Here is a 14361-nt window from a genome sequence, read left to right on the forward strand (position 1 = left end):
GTTATGGGGGATTCATTTGAGCCCCCATAGTTGTGTTCACGTTCGGGAACATAGCGCCAATTGCCTTAGCTATGTTCACGTTCGGGAACATTGCCGTCCGCACCGCAAGACGGCCCGACTACTCGAAATATTGGAACTTGTTGGTTGAGAAGGCGAATGTTACGACGAAGCCTTCGCCCGGCTCCGATGCCGCGGTGACGTCGATGCCCATCTTGGAGCACAGGCGCGCCACCAGGTAGAGGCCGATGCCCGTTGCGCGCTTGGTGGTGCGGCCGTTGTCGCCGGTAAAGCCCTTCTCGAACACGCGCGGCAGGTCTGCCGCACACACGCCGCAGCCGTTGTCCGCGACGGTAAGCTCGATGCGCTCGCTCGCCAGACCCTCGTCCAGCAACGCACCCGAAAACACGATCTTTGCGCCGTCCTCACGCGCATATTTAATGCTGTTCTGAATGAGCTGGCCCAGAATAAACTCGAGCCATTTCTCGTCGGTAAAGACCTCAAAGTCGAGGTTCTCGCACACCGGAGCCACGTGCGCCGCGATAAGCTCGCGCGCGTTGGCTTTAATCGCGCCCGTCACCAAGGTCTTGAGATCCCAGCGGCGAATCAGGTAGTCGCGCTCCACGACTTCCGAGCGCGCATAGTACAGAGCTTGGTCGATATAGCGCTCCACGCGGGCAAGCTCGCGTGCCAGATCGTCCACGCGCGACAGGTCGTCTTCGCTACCGTCCAGGTTTTCCAAAATCAGATGGGCCGCCGCCAGGGGCAGCTTGGCCTCATGGACCCAGCTCTCGATATAGTCGCGATAGTCATCGGTCTGACGGCGGCCTTCGGCAACCTCGTCGCAAGCGGCTTTGCCCACCCGGCGCAAGACCTCGTACTCGAGCTCGCCCTCGGCATAGGTCGGGCATTGCACCATCTCCTGCATCCATGCGGGACTCTCGAGCTCCTCGGCCGCACGCTCCAGCTGGTGCAAAAATCGACGACGGCGCGCGTACTCGATCACGATGCCGAGCATACCAAAGATATAGGACACGCCGACCGCCACGACCACGATAGAAACGGGTGCGCCGGCGACCGTCAGCACAAAGCAGCTCAGCAGCACGCCGCACGTCCACACGGCGACGGGAAGCAGCGCGTCTTTAAAGAACTTGGCAAACGACATAGCCGGCCCCTAGACCGAATAGCCCTGGCCGCGGTGCGTGGTCAAATACCCCTTGATGCCGATTTTTTCGAGCGTGGTGCGCAGGCGGTTGATGTTAACGGTGAGCGTATTGTCGTCCACGAAGGCGTCGGAGTCCCACAGGTCCTGCATGATGGCCGAACGCGAAACGATCTTGCCCGCGCGGCTCAGAAGCAGCGAGAGGATACGCAGCTCGTTTTTGGTGAGCTCGGTACTGGTGCCGGTTAGCGTGTTGGTGACCATGGAGCGTGCAAGGTCGAGCTCCAGTCCCTTGTGTACGAGCGTGCTGCGCTCGCCCGCCGCCGCGGTGCGACGCAGCAAGGCATTGATGCGCGCCACGAGCACACGGGCGCTATAGGGCTTGGGAACAAAGTCGTCCGCACCGAGCGTCATGGCCATGACCTCGTCGATCTCGGTCGTGCGCGACGTGAGGACGATGATGGGAACCTCGGATTCGCGGCGAACCTCGTGGCAGATATGCTGGCCGTCCTTGACGGGAAGCGTGAGGTCGAGCAGCACCAGGTCGGGCGCGGCGGCGAGAATATCGCGCGAGACATGCTCAAACGATTCGCAGGCCTCGATTTCAAACCCGGCGCGGGCAAGGATGTCGATAAGCTCACGACGAATGGGCTCGTCGTCCTCAACGACATAGATCAGCGCCATGTGTCCTCCCATTTCGCGTAACATGCACCTTTCACACCATTATGCCCACAGCGTCGCAGCGATACGACCCCGTGGGCACCTAATGTGACAAAAGCGTTCGGTAGTCTTGAGAGAAAATAGGGGCCGACCGGTCCTAAACCGATCGGCCTCATCACTTCGACCTCGAGCCTCTACTCGAGCGTACGCATGTATGCAGAGATGGCATCCAGGCCCTTCTGCAGGTCGTCGGTGTTATCGGAGTATGCATAGCCGATGCGCATGCTCTTGGGCTCCTCGAAGCAATCGCCCGGGGTGACGAGCGCGCCGGACTTCTTAATCATGTCGATGCAGAACGTCCTGGAGTCGATGTCGTAATCGTAATACACGAGCGCGGTGGTACCCGCCTCGGGCTTAACGAACGACAGGTGCGGCTCGCTCTCGACCCACTTCTCCAGAACAGCAAGGTTCTGACGGACGATGCAACGGCTGCGCTCAAGGATCACGGAAGCGTTGCCCAGAATCAGCTCCGCCACCGACTCGCTGAATATGCCGGCGGAAATCAGGTTGTAGTCGCGATGCGAGAGCAGCGCGCGACGGAGCTCCGGGCTCTTGGTGACCGCCCAGCCCAGACGCAGGCCGGCGAACGACCAGACCTTGGACATGGATGCGGTGACGATGGCCTTGTCGTACAGGTCGATCACGGACTCGGAGTACTCATCCGTCTGAGTAAGCAGACGGTAGACTTCGTCACAGAGCAGCCACGCGTCGTGTTTGCGCGCGACCTCGACAATCGCCTTGAGCGTATCGGTGTCGAGCAGGGCGCCCGTGGGGTTGTCCGGGTTATTGATGCAGATGAGCTTGGTATCGTCGGTCACCAGGGCATCGAGCGCGTCGACGTCGACGTGGTAGCCGTTCTTGCGATCGAGCTGAAGGATATCGACCTTCGCGCCGCACATCTCGGGAATCGAGTAAAGCTGCTGGTAGGTTGGCTTGACGGAGACTACGTGATCGCCCGGTTCGACGAGCGTGGAAATAACCAGGGAGTTGGCACCGGTCGCGCCGTGCGTGGGCACGATATGCCCGGGCTCGACCGTCTTATAGAGACGCGCGACCCTCTCGAGGAAGCCGGGCTGCCCCTCGATGTCTCCGTAGGTGAATCGGCGCGAGCACAGGCTATCGAGCCACGCCTTCTTGTCAGTGTTCGTATGCTCGAACAGCTGGTCGAGCGTGAGGGAGTAGACGCACGTCTCTGCAACGTTGTGGGTGCACTTGGTCTCCCACTCGTTCATCCACTGCTCGACGGCGAAATCCTTGATCTGCATTGTCGTTTCCTTTCCTTGACTTTCTTACAGCTCCACCACGGTACCCAGCCCCGCCTCGACGGCGCGGTCGTAGGCGATTTTCGATGCCGAAAGGTCCTGAACGGCGATGCCCGACGTATCGAACACCGTCACCTGCTCGTCATCCGAGCGCCCCGTAGCCGCGCCGGCGATGACTTCGCCGAGCTCCGCTTTGATGTCCTCGGGCGTGATGGCGCCCTCGGCAACCGGAATCTCCAGCTCACCGGACGCGACCGATTGCTCGCGGTCGTCGACGTAAACAGCGGCACGGGCGACAAGCGCCGAGGCGAGCTCCTGCTTGCCGGGCATGTCGGCACCGACGCAGGAGATATGCGTACCAGGACGCACCCATGAATCGAGAATGATGGGCTTGGTCGCCGGCGTGATCGTCACGATGATGTCGGCCTCCGCCGCGGCACCTTGGCCGTCAGCCGTCGCCTCGATGGAATAGGTGGATGCCTCGCGAGCATGCTCGCAGGCGCCCAAGATATGGGCGACCTCGCCTCGCATGCGCTCGACGCGGGCCTCGGGCGCGGCATCGGAAACCGGCTCCCACACCTTGACCTCACTCACTTTGGGACAGGCGGCGAGGGCGCCCGCCACCATATAGATGCTCATGTGGCCGGCACCCGCAACAAGCAGTTTGGACGCATCCGCCCGAGCCAGCCACTTGGCACCGAGCGCAGCGGCGGCACCGGTGCGAAGCCCAGTGACGGCGGAGGCATTAAGCAGCGCCAGCGGCTCGCCCGTCGCGTTGTCGCACAGCAGCGTAGTGCCAAAGATCTCGGGGAGCCCCTTTTTGGGATTCTGAGAGAACCAAGCAGTGAGCTTCAGGCCGAAGAGGCCGCTTCCCGCCAACTCGCCCGAGCGGATATCCATATCGGCCACGCCGGGTTCGAACTGCTCATATACCATCGGCCACGCAACACCCTTGCCCGTTGCCTTCTGGCGATATGCCTCCTCCACGGCAGCAATTGCATCCTCAATCGTCAGCACCTTGGAAACTTCCTCGGCCGATAGCACCACCATCTGCCCCATCATCGCTCCTCTCAGCGAAAGCTTTACGTTGCTTCACTGTACGGTTTAGTAACGATGCCGCCAAGAATCATTTCTTGTTGGAATCTACAACGATTCTCGATTTGATTTTTCGTTCTATCAGCAGGTATTTGAACTATTTATCGTATCAAAGGCATACGGATGTGCGATTATCCTATTTATACAGATACTTATTGTAGTGATTTACAGGGTGATGTTGATGCTATACACCGTCTCGGACTTCTCACGGGAATATGAGGGGTCGGTCCGTCTAATCGCCGGCAGCGATGGCATCTCGCATGCCGTCTCTGGCGTCGGGATCCTCGATTATGAACTTATGCCCGGCCTCAAGAACAAATACCAGCGCGTCAACTTCAGCTCAGACGAGATCATCCTCAGCACTTTCCTCTATGCGAAGGACGACCCGTACCTCATCACTGAAGCCGTGAAATACCTCGTCGCCAAGGGAACGAGCGGTCTCATCATCAAAAACGTCCTGCACATCCCGATTCCCGACCAAGCCATCCGCTACGCCAACGCGCGGCACTACCCGGTCTTTCTCACGACCGACGACTCACTGTTCTTTGACAGTGTCATCTATGAGGTCAAACGGCATATCGAGCAGCTCGCGTCCATCGACTTCGCACAGCGCGAAATCGATGCCCTGAGGACAGACGTATCGCCCGAGTCCATCTGCCGACGCATCCGAGGCCTCAACCCGTCATTTCTGGACGAAGCGGTCGCCCTGTTCGCATCGTTTGCAGAGCCCCTCGACCCGCGTACGTTTTTGCAAATCGAACGTCTCTGTGCAAAATCGACCCTCGCCGGATGCCACAACATGCTGGCACCCTATGACGGAGGTTTGTTATTCGTAGCGACAAGTGACTCGGAGCAGACACTCGATGTGGATCGAATCGTGCAGGCGTTCACGGAGCTCATCGAGGCTAGCGGTATCGATGGTGGAGCGAGAGGGCTCGGCATCAGCGATATTCTGTTTGGAGACGAAGCGGTGGCGCAGGCGATCTCACAGGCGATTTACGCACAGCGCCTATCTTGTCAACGAGCCGAGGGCCCCGTCCGCTATACGCAGCTCGGCATCCTGAGAACCGTGATGCCTTTTGCGGAAACCCCGGAGATGCGATCGTTTTCGGAGGCGATTCTCTCGCCGATACGCGAGCACGACAGTGAGCATGGCAGTGAGCTGGAATCCACGCTCGCCGCATTCATCGAGAACGACCGACGTATCGAGCGAACCGCCAAGCAGACTGGCCAGCACCCGAACACGATTCGATATCGCCTCGATAAGGTGACAGCTCTCACCGGACTGAGTTACAAATGTGCCCCGGAGATGGAACAGCTGTCGCTCGCCTACGCCATCGAACGCGCTCGCTCGCTTCAGTAAGCCCACCCCGCCTTGAGGTTAGGAGCGGCGGGCACGGAGCTTTTCGTAGCCGTCGGCGAAGAAGGCGACCGTAGCGGCGTCGGTCTCGGCGGCGTCCGTCTCGGCAGCGGGGACCACGCCGTGCTCGTCGCTCACCAGGAACAAAGCGCCCTTGAGCTGCGCGGGAATGTCCACGCGCGTGACCGGGATGCCCTTGGTCTGGGCCAGCTGCTCGATGAGCGTCGCCGTGCCACACAGGCACTCGTCCGTCGGCGCCACAAAGGCCAGCTCGCCGTTGTTGACGGCAGCAAGCAGCTCGGGCGCCACGCCGGTTTCGTCGGCCTCGGAGCGCGCCTCGGCGGAGCGGGCACGCAGCGCCTTGGCTGACGTATCGGCGAGCGGCTCGTACTCCCCCACCGTCATGGCGGCGTTGCCGTTGATGTCGATCACCAGCATGAGTACGCCGTCGCGTGCAGTGTAATCGCCCTCGGCAAGCGACCACTCAACGTGCTGTTTGGCCCAGCTGAGCATGTTATGGGTAAGCGGTTCGCCCTGCACCAGTCGCTCGGACAGCGCGCGGATGTGACGGTTGAGCATGGGCACCTTTTTGTTGGACATGCGCCAACGGCAGACAAGCGCGGGCTTGTCGAGCGTGAACTTCTCGACCGACTCCTGATTGGCGCAAAAGTCCTCGTACGCACGCTGATCCTCGGCATTGCCAAACAGCTCGGCATCATCAATCTGGGGCATGGTTGTACCTTTCGTGTTAGTCATTCCGTCCTCTTATACCAAAAAGACGGCCCTCCAAACGGAGCGACCGTCTTTTGCAGAGATTATCTTGACGATATGGCCAGGCGACCGATCAACTTAATGGGATAGAACAACATCCCATTAAGGGTTTTCCAGGTGCCCGAGATTGCCCCGAAAGAGGAGCGCCGCGTACTAAATGTACGCAAGCGACGGTTTGAGGGGCAAGGTCGGGTGCTTGGGAAAGCCCTAGTGCCTAAAATGCCTGGCACCTGTGAAGACCATCGCAATGCCATGCTCGTTGCAGGCCTGGATGCTCTCGTCGTCACGCTTGGAGCCGCCGGGCTGGATGATGCAGGTCACGCCGTGCGCGGCAAGCACGTCAACGTTGTCGCGGAACGGGAAGAACGCGTCGCTTGCGCAGGCAAAGCCGCCCTTCTCCACGCCCTCGCGCTCGCAGAAGTCCTCGGCACGCTCGCAGGCCAGCAACGCGGAATCCACGCGGTTGGGCTGACCCGGGCCCATGCCAATGCCGGCCTTACCCTTGGAGACCAGGATGGCGTTGGACTTAACGCCCTTGCAGACCTTCCAGGCAAACTCGAGCTCGGCCATCTCGGCGTCGGTGGGCTTGCGGTCGGTGGGGAACGTAAAGGTCGCGGGGTCCTCGGTCACGTGGTCGACTTCCTGCACCAGCATGCCGCCATCGATGGAGCGCAGCTCCACCTGGGCACCGTGGTCCACGCCGCCGGTAGCCAGCACGCGCAGGTTGGGGCGCTTGGCCATGCGCTCGAGCGCCTCGGCGGTATAGCTCGGGGCGATGATGACCTCGACGAACTGCTTGTTCTGATCGGCAAAGTGCTCAACCAGCTCAAAGGGAACCTCGCGGTTGCAGGCGATGATGCCGCCGAAGGCGCTCTTGGGATCGCAGGCAAAAGCGCGGTCGTAGGCGGCCGTGACGTCCTCGGCAACGGCGGAACCGCAAGGGTTCTGGTGCTTGAGGATCACGCAGGCCGGCTCGTCGAACTCGCGCACCAGGTTCCAAGCGGCGTCGGCATCCAGATAGTTGTTGTAGCTGAGCGGCTTGCCCTGGATCTGCTCGGAGCCCACGAGCGGGAACTGCGAGCTCGCGGTGTTCTCGCAGCCCTCGGCAAAACGATAGACCGTAGCCTTCTGCTGAGGATTCTCGCCATAGCGCAGGTCGTCGACCTTCTCCAGCGAGATCTCGAGCTTGGCAGAAGTGTCCGCCACGTCGCTTGCCTGGGCGGCAAGCCAACGGGAGATAGCCGTGTCGTAGGCGGCGGTAGTCTGGTAGACCTTCACCTGCAGGCGACGACGGGTGGCAAGCGTGGTGCAGCCGCCAGTCTCGTGCATCTCGGCCAAGACGGCGTCGTAGTCAGCCGGGTCGGAGATAACGGTAACGCTCACGGCGTTCTTGGCGGCAGAGCGCAGCATGGAGGGACCGCCGATGTCGATGTGCTCGATGGCATCCGCAAAGGTGACCTCGGGGTTGGCAACGGTCTTCTCGAACTCGTACAGGTTGACGACGACCAGGTCGATCAGCTTAATGCCGTGCTGAGCGGCCTCCTGCATGTGCTGCTCGGAATCGCGGCGGGCCAGCAACGCGCCGTGAACCTTGGGGTGCAGGGTCTTAACGCGGCCGTCCATCATCTCGGGATAGCCCGTGAACTCCTCGATGGGGGTTACGGGAACGCCCGCATCCTCGATGGCACGAGCCGTGCCGCCCGTAGAGATGATCTCGACGCCAAAGTCATCGACCAGCGTCCGTGCGAAATCGACGACGCCCGTCTTATCGGTAACCGAAATCAACGCGCGTGCGATCTTCACATCAGATCCCATGCAGTCCTCCTGTCTGGTACGCCGCCGTGCTCTGTGAGTCGGTGATACGTCGATCTGCAGCGCTCGCGCAGCGGCATTGAAAATACTGATTCAATGTAGCGCATCGAGCGCATCGATGCACCCCGCAACGGGCGCATGTGCAGAAAAAGTTTGCGAGCGGAGGGGATGGGCACGGCACCGGGCACGGTGAGTTCATGGAACACAGGGGCACCATAATTAGATGCCAATAGCGTGGTAGAACTGTGCTCGATATGCATCCGCAAAAGAAAGAGGCACCATGGTCTCGCGGGTTCTCTACCGACCGTTTGATACCGAAGACTTCGACGCCATCGCGCTGATTCTGCAGCAGCTTTGGCATAACAATTCGGATAACGATGAGTACAACCGCCTTGAGGCCGCGTGCGACCTCGCCTATTGCCTTTCGTCGTCGACGTTTTCGCAGGTTGCGGTGATTGACGGCGAGGCGCGTGGCATTGCGCTCGCGCGCGCGGGACAGAGTTCCGGCGCCACCGTCAAGGAACATTGGATGGACACCGAACGCGCTCTGCTATCGCAAATGCGCGAGCTGGAGCCCGATGCCTGCGCCGAGTATCTCTCGTTTGTGCGCGCAACCATCCGAACCAACAACCGCCTGCTCGAAAGCAGCCCGTTGCCCCACGACAACGAGGTCACGCTGCTTGCCGTGGATCGCGACGTCCATGGCCTGGGTGTAGGCTCAGTGTTGCTCGATGCCGCGGTCTCGTACCTGTCCTCGCGCGGGGCGACAAGGGCGCACCTGTACACCGACTCCAACTGCTCGTGGAAGTTCTACGAGCTGCACGGCTTTAAGCGCACGGCCACGCACCGCGCCAACCGCGAAGAGCGCCGTCACGACATGCCGCGTGAAAGCTTTCTCTACGAACTCGACCTAACAGCCTAGCCCAAGCAGCCACACCTAGTCATTTAAGTCTGTCCCCAATGACTGATCCCCAACAACTAGTCATTTAAGTCTGTCCCCAATGAGTGTCCCCAATGAGTAGCCTTGGTGGTCTGCAAATAGCTGTGGTCAAAAAACATCAAATATGAGTACTGTTACCTTTTTAGTAGCAGCGATTCGGGGCAATTTTGATGCTTATAGGCATGACGACCAGCTGCACGAGCTGACGTAGCTCCTCAAATGTTCAATAAAATGGGCCCCTAACGAGAAGTGCTCTCATTAGGAACCCATTATTATGTGCAAACATATGTGACCAACGCAGCAACAGTACTCATATTTGGCATTTTTTGTCCACTGCCCCTTGCGCGAAGGTCCGCAGCGGAAAGTTTGGCCCGTTTCGATGCACAAAAATGGGATGAATCTTCCCTGGCAACCGCCCAGAAAGATCCACCCCAAAGCAAGCGCTCGCTAGAACGTTCCACCGCCGCCTCCGCCGACGCCGCCACCGCCGCCACCGGAAAAGCCGCCGCCGCTGCCGCCGCTCGAGCTATCGGAACTCGAAGCCAGCTCGCGGATGGTCTCGTGATACACATCGTTGAACGAATCGAGCGGAGACTCGTTGCCGTAGTGATGGTAATACCACCAGTAGCAGGGGTAGTTGTCGTAGAAATCGTCACTGTTGCGCAGGTCCGCAGGCACGGCTTCGGCCAGCTGTCGCAGCACTTCTTTCGAAACGCCCAGGGCAACGCCCATCACCAGCAGCTTGTTCCACAAGATCAGGTCGCTGGGAACGGCCTCCTTCAGACGCGTAAAGTCCTCGAGCCAATGCTTGAGCGCCTTGCAGCGAGCCGCCACCTCGGCGCCCTCCGGCGTGTAGCGACGGAAGGTGCAGCTCAGGACAAAGCCCACGATCGTGACGGGGATCGAGATCATAGCGGCGCCGACATTGGCATCCGCAAAGTCGGTATAGATCAGAGAGCCCAGAATGCCAAAGACGATGATGATGCCGAGAACCAAGCCGGCAACCAGGGCGATGGTGCCGTCCGAGGCGATTAGCTCGCGCGCCTCCAGCTTGCCCTTAACCGTGCTCTGATAGTCCTCGAGCTTGTCACCAACAGATGCAGTACGCTCGCTGGCATACTCCTCCAGCTCGCTAAACGTGCGCGAACGGACGCCGTCTTTATCGGGCTTAACGCCAGCGAAGAAGACCTTGAGCACATCGCGGTCGATGCCGTCCTTCTTGGCAGCCTTCCAGGCCTCGTCGGTCACTGTGATGCGATACGTCTGCTCCTCTTTTTCGCGACGGAGCAGACCCTTCTTCTTGGTCTCGGTCGCTTCTTCCAGCTTGATCACACGGTCGTCGGTGAGCTTCATAAGCGTGGCGATATATGCCTGATCGGGCACGTCGTTCCAGCTCATGAGAGCTGCAAGCACCGCGGGATGGTCGGCCGAGGGCACATCGCGGAAGTACTCGTCCTGGAAGAGCGGCTTGGGCTTGGGCCTGCGCAGCTTAAGCATCACGATCACACCGGTATAGGCAACCGCCACGACAACACACACCACGGCAATCGCGCCGGCAACCGCACGCGCGTGCTCACGGCGAGCGTTGGCCTCGTCGGCCCATTCCTTCTCTTCGCTCAGAATCGTCGACATGCGCTTTTCGCCCGAGACGGCAAGCTGCGGCACCCAGTCGCTGGGGAAGGCGATGCGTGCCTCGGCGAATTCGCCCTCATGCACGCAGGGAATGGTATAGGTGACCATGGGCTCGTCCGCATCGAGCGACACGTCGCCCGTCAGCGGGCCGTGGCCCCATGCGCGGAAGTTATCGCCCTTGACGGCAGCCGTCCCGGCAGCGGCATTTGCAAAGTAGACTTCCATCTCGACGTCATCGGAGTCCGCCGACCAGCCGTCGCCGACGAATTTCCAGTAAAGCTCGGCGGTATCGGCCCAGTTCATAACCGCACCGGTCATGGAATAACTCACGTAGTAGATTGCGCTGTCGCCGCTCTCGTGGGGGCTGAACACCTTAATCTTTACGCCGTCGTCGGACTGTTCCACCGTGTAAACGCCGTCGTCGCCTTTGTTTGCGCTGTCGACCTTGTTAAACGCAGTGTCGTCTTCCTCGACGCTCAGCACATTGACGACCACCGAGCCGCCTTGCTGGTTAGAGCCTGTATTGATATCCCAATACACGCCGTTGATGTCATCGTCGAAATCGAACTGGCGTCCCTCGACAACGGTCAGCGAGCCATCGGCCTCAACCGTGGCGCCGATGTAGGTTTGGCTCATGGAGTAGCCGTCGGCGTGCGCGACGGCAGGCAGCAGCAGCAACGCAAGCGCGACGAGCGCGCAGACGGAAGCGAATCGCGCAAACAGGCGGCGCTGCCGACAGGTCTTGGCAACGGGGGCGTTCATAGGCACATCCTTTGTCTGTGGTACCAGTAGCGTCATTGTCCCACGTTTGCGGGTTCATGTGACGAACATCTAGGTCAGCGGAGCGTCAAAACGGGACAAAAGTCACGCCCACGGGCAGTCGTTTTGGGGACGTTCTTAAACGACTAGTCGCTGGGGACACTCTTTGGCCAGGCACTGCCCCGGCAATAGATACCACTTCATAGCTCCATCACAGGTGTAGCGGCTTTGTGTGGGCGCGGCATGCGCTGATTGAGCCGCCAGTTGAGGGGCATAAAGCAGTTGAGCGAAAACGGTTTGCCCCTTTGCCGTCCGCTCGAGGATCATGTCCCCCTTTTCCGCGGAAACCCCGGCAGTTGCGAAGAGCTGCCGGGGTTTCTGTCGTTTGAGGGCTAGATTGATTGACGGCGATTAAGGCGCCGAGCCGGTGGTCCGGCACGCGCAACGCGCGGCCTCAGCAACTTGCAGGCCACGGCAGCGTCTCCCCCACCGCGCCCCGCGCTATACTCGTCCGCATGGACATCAACGCACGCAACATAGCAACACCCGCCGCCGACGCGCCAACGACGCCGGCCGCCCCCACCCCCGTCGTGGGGCGCTTTGCCCCGTCGCCCTCGGGCCGCATGCACCTGGGCAACGTGTTCAGCTGCCTGTGCGCATGGCTTTCGGCCCGCAGCCAGGGCGGCAGCATCGTGTTACGCATTGAGGACCTGGACGATCGCTGCAAGCGCCCCGAACTTGCCACTCAATTGATTGACGACCTGGCCTGGCTGGGGCTGGAGTGGGACGAAGGCCCCTACTACCAGCACGACCGCCTGGACTTGTACGAGGACGCCCTGCGCCAGTTGCAATACGCCGGCCTCACCTATCCCTGCTTTTGCACGCGCGCCGAGCTCCACGCCGCGAGCGCACCGCACGCGAGCGACGGCACGCCCATCTACCGTGGCGCCTGCCGAAGTCTTTCGGCCGAGGAGGTGGCCCGTCGCAGCGCCCTGCGCGCCCCGGCCACACGTCTGTGCGTGCCCACCGTCGACGACCTCGCAGACGACGTGATCGAATTTGTGGATCGCACGTACGGCGCCCAATGCGAAGCACTCGCCACCGAGTGCGGCGACTTTTTGGTGCGCCGCAGCGACGGCGTGTTTGCCTATCAGCTAGCCGTGGTGGTCGACGACGCTGCCATGGGCGTCACCGAGGTCGTGCGCGGATGCGACCTGCTGGGGTCCACGCCGCGCCAGATCTATCTGCAGCACCTGTTGGGACTGCCCACGCCGCACTACGCACATATTCCGCTGCTCATGGCACCGGACGGCCGCCGCCTTTCCAAACGAGACCGCGATCTGGACCTGGGCGAACTCCGCGCCCGCTTTGGCACGCCCGAAGCGCTGCTGGGCTGGCTCGCCGGACAAACAGGCATCGCACCGGGCACCACGCCGCGCTCTGCCGAGCAGCTGGTCGAGCATTTTAGCTGGGATGTTATCCGCAAGCACAGGGAGAACATCACCGTAACGGCTGAGTAATCAGGCACCCCACCCCTACGCAACATCCCAGGGCTGGAGTTCGTCGCCCAGGCGAACGATGCAGTCGTAGAGCACGGTATGGCGCTCGGCCGGGCTGGCATCTCGATGAAAATGCCCGTAATACCAGCGCCTGTAGTCCAAGCGATCTTCCAGCTCATCGAAAAACGCCGTAAGCCGATCAACGGCGGGGCAATTCCAGCCGGGCACCGGATAAAGCGTGGGCGAAAGCATGCGCGTAGAGCAGGTGTGGGTGATCACGTAGTCGACCTTCCAGCCCACGCTGTCGAGCTTTGTCCGTGCCTCCTCAAAGTTGCGCTCGTCCGGCAGTTCCTGCGGCCACCAGCTGGAATACGGAATGCGGTATTCCTTGTCCACGCTCGTGGCGCCGCCCATGGTAAAGACCGTTGAGCCGTCGAGCTCAAAAACCTCGCCGCGCGTCAGGCGCCGTATGGGCGAAGTATCCGACAGACGCTGCGTCAACCCACCATGCCACAGCTCCATGGGGCGCTCCGCCCAATGGTCGTAGCGTTCGTGGTTGCCGTCGACGAACAGCACGGTATAGGGGCGCGACTCCAGCCAAGCGATGTCGTCACATTCCTCGGCGGAGAAATCCCACGGAAAGCCAAAGTCGCCGGCAATGATGAGATAGTCGTCGCTCGTCAGGCTTTTCCCAAGATCCCAATCGCGCAGCTTTTGCATGTCGAGGCCACCGTGAATATCGCCCGTCACATAGACCGTCATCGGATTACCACTTCCCTGTAAGTCGCTAGCCCACATTCTGCACGATCACTAAGCCAACCGTTCCAGCCCTTCCATCCTTTAGGACCTACCCCTCGTTCTTCCATCCAAACGGGTCGAGCACCCAAAAAACCAGATCTAGCAGGCCGCCGGTCATCATGGCACCGGCAAGAGCCATGCAAACGTGCAGAGAACTGGCACTTCGGAGCACATCAAACGGCCCCAGAACAGCCAGCAGCGCGACCGCTGCGCCGGCAAGGCATAGCGCGAGGCACGGCCCCGCGTCCTTGACGCACTTCTTTGCGAGATGCTTGGTGTTGTCACTCATCGATATCGTACTCCTTAGAGGGTCGTTGCTTTGATTCACACCGCCACGACAGAGCAAGGCGGCAGGTTAAGTGTCACATATCGTGCGGACATCAATGGAGAAACCGCCTGCTCGACCAACCCTTGACGCCGTTTTGCACCGGTACCCCATCTCCCGCTATCGAGGTCTAATACTTTTCCACGAAGTGAACGTCTGTTTTTGGACCCCTGAAGCATCCGCATTTTTCGTCGGCAAAATCGCAGGATTCCAGTATCGAAACCGCAGG

12 protein-coding genes are annotated in these 14361 nt (G+C 60.5%); 3 read left to right on the top strand and 9 right to left on the bottom strand.

Annotation, left to right across the window (positions count from 1 at the left end):
• Positions 1 to 118: 118 nt before the first annotated feature.
• The 4 genes from ACEG18_RS09170 to ACEG18_RS09185 all read right to left on the bottom strand — a co-directional run bounded on the left by ACEG18_RS09170 (position 119) and on the right by ACEG18_RS09185 (position 4200).
• The gene (locus tag ACEG18_RS09170; RefSeq protein ID WP_372542454.1) at positions 119 to 1162 is read right to left on the bottom strand and encodes a sensor histidine kinase; all 1044 of its coding nucleotides are present in this window, start codon (positions 1160 to 1162) and stop codon (positions 119 to 121) included.
• A gap of 9 nt (positions 1163 to 1171) precedes the next feature.
• Positions 1172 to 1843, bottom strand: a complete 672-nt coding sequence (locus ACEG18_RS09175; RefSeq protein ID WP_271738149.1) for a response regulator transcription factor — start codon at positions 1841 to 1843, stop codon at positions 1172 to 1174.
• 170 nt (positions 1844 to 2013) lie between these two features.
• A complete protein-coding gene (locus ACEG18_RS09180) occupies positions 2014 to 3144 on the bottom strand; it encodes an aminotransferase (RefSeq protein WP_372542456.1) in 1131 nt (376 codons plus the stop codon).
• Between the two features lie 24 nt (positions 3145 to 3168).
• Positions 3169 to 4200 (bottom strand): ornithine cyclodeaminase family protein, encoded by a 1032-nt coding sequence (locus ACEG18_RS09185; protein WP_372542457.1) that lies wholly within the window; start codon positions 4198 to 4200, stop codon positions 3169 to 3171.
• A gap of 217 nt (positions 4201 to 4417) precedes the next feature.
• Here ACEG18_RS09185 and ACEG18_RS09190 point away from each other — a divergent pair, with 217 nt between their 5' ends.
• Positions 4418 to 5599, top strand: coding sequence for a PucR family transcriptional regulator (locus tag ACEG18_RS09190; protein WP_372542459.1), 1182 nt, complete (start codon positions 4418 to 4420; stop codon positions 5597 to 5599).
• A gap of 18 nt (positions 5600 to 5617) precedes the next feature.
• Here ACEG18_RS09190 and ACEG18_RS09195 read toward each other — a convergent pair whose 3' ends face one another.
• Both ACEG18_RS09195 and purH read right to left on the bottom strand, forming a co-directional pair.
• A complete protein-coding gene (locus ACEG18_RS09195) occupies positions 5618 to 6328 on the bottom strand; it encodes a hypothetical protein (protein WP_372542461.1) in 711 nt (236 codons plus the stop codon).
• Between the two features lie 246 nt (positions 6329 to 6574).
• Positions 6575 to 8182: a bifunctional phosphoribosylaminoimidazolecarboxamide formyltransferase/IMP cyclohydrolase gene (gene purH, locus ACEG18_RS09200; protein ID WP_372542463.1), complete on the bottom strand. Its 1608-nt coding sequence runs from the start codon at positions 8180 to 8182 to the stop codon at positions 6575 to 6577.
• 277 nt (positions 8183 to 8459) lie between these two features.
• Between purH and ACEG18_RS09205 the strand changes: the two genes are divergently transcribed.
• A complete protein-coding gene (locus ACEG18_RS09205; protein ID WP_372542465.1) occupies positions 8460 to 9101 on the top strand; it encodes a GNAT family N-acetyltransferase in 642 nt (213 codons plus the stop codon).
• 465 nt (positions 9102 to 9566) lie between these two features.
• Here the strand turns inward: ACEG18_RS09205 and ACEG18_RS09210 are convergent, their stop codons facing one another.
• The gene (locus tag ACEG18_RS09210; RefSeq protein ID WP_372542467.1) at positions 9567 to 11513 is read right to left on the bottom strand and encodes a DUF2207 family protein; all 1947 of its coding nucleotides are present in this window, start codon (positions 11511 to 11513) and stop codon (positions 9567 to 9569) included.
• 398 nt (positions 11514 to 11911) lie between these two features.
• Between ACEG18_RS09210 and gluQRS the strand changes: the two genes are divergently transcribed.
• A complete protein-coding gene (gene gluQRS / locus ACEG18_RS09215) occupies positions 11912 to 13030 on the top strand; it encodes a tRNA glutamyl-Q(34) synthetase GluQRS (protein ID WP_372542469.1) in 1119 nt (372 codons plus the stop codon).
• 15 nt (positions 13031 to 13045) lie between these two features.
• On the opposite strand, the gene ACEG18_RS09220 is transcribed toward gluQRS, so the two are convergent.
• Both ACEG18_RS09220 and ACEG18_RS09225 read right to left on the bottom strand, forming a co-directional pair.
• Positions 13046 to 13771: a metallophosphoesterase gene (locus tag ACEG18_RS09220; protein WP_270224957.1), complete on the bottom strand. Its 726-nt coding sequence runs from the start codon at positions 13769 to 13771 to the stop codon at positions 13046 to 13048.
• Positions 13772 to 13856: 85 nt separating this feature from the next.
• Complete coding sequence (locus ACEG18_RS09225) at positions 13857 to 14096, bottom strand: hypothetical protein (protein ID WP_270224954.1); 240 nt, start codon at positions 14094 to 14096, stop codon at positions 13857 to 13859.
• Positions 14097 to 14361: the final 265 nt, after the last annotated feature.

The organism is Collinsella aerofaciens, assembly GCF_041537385.1.
GTDB classification, from domain to species: Bacteria; Actinomycetota; Coriobacteriia; order Coriobacteriales; family Coriobacteriaceae; genus Collinsella; species Collinsella aerofaciens_BV.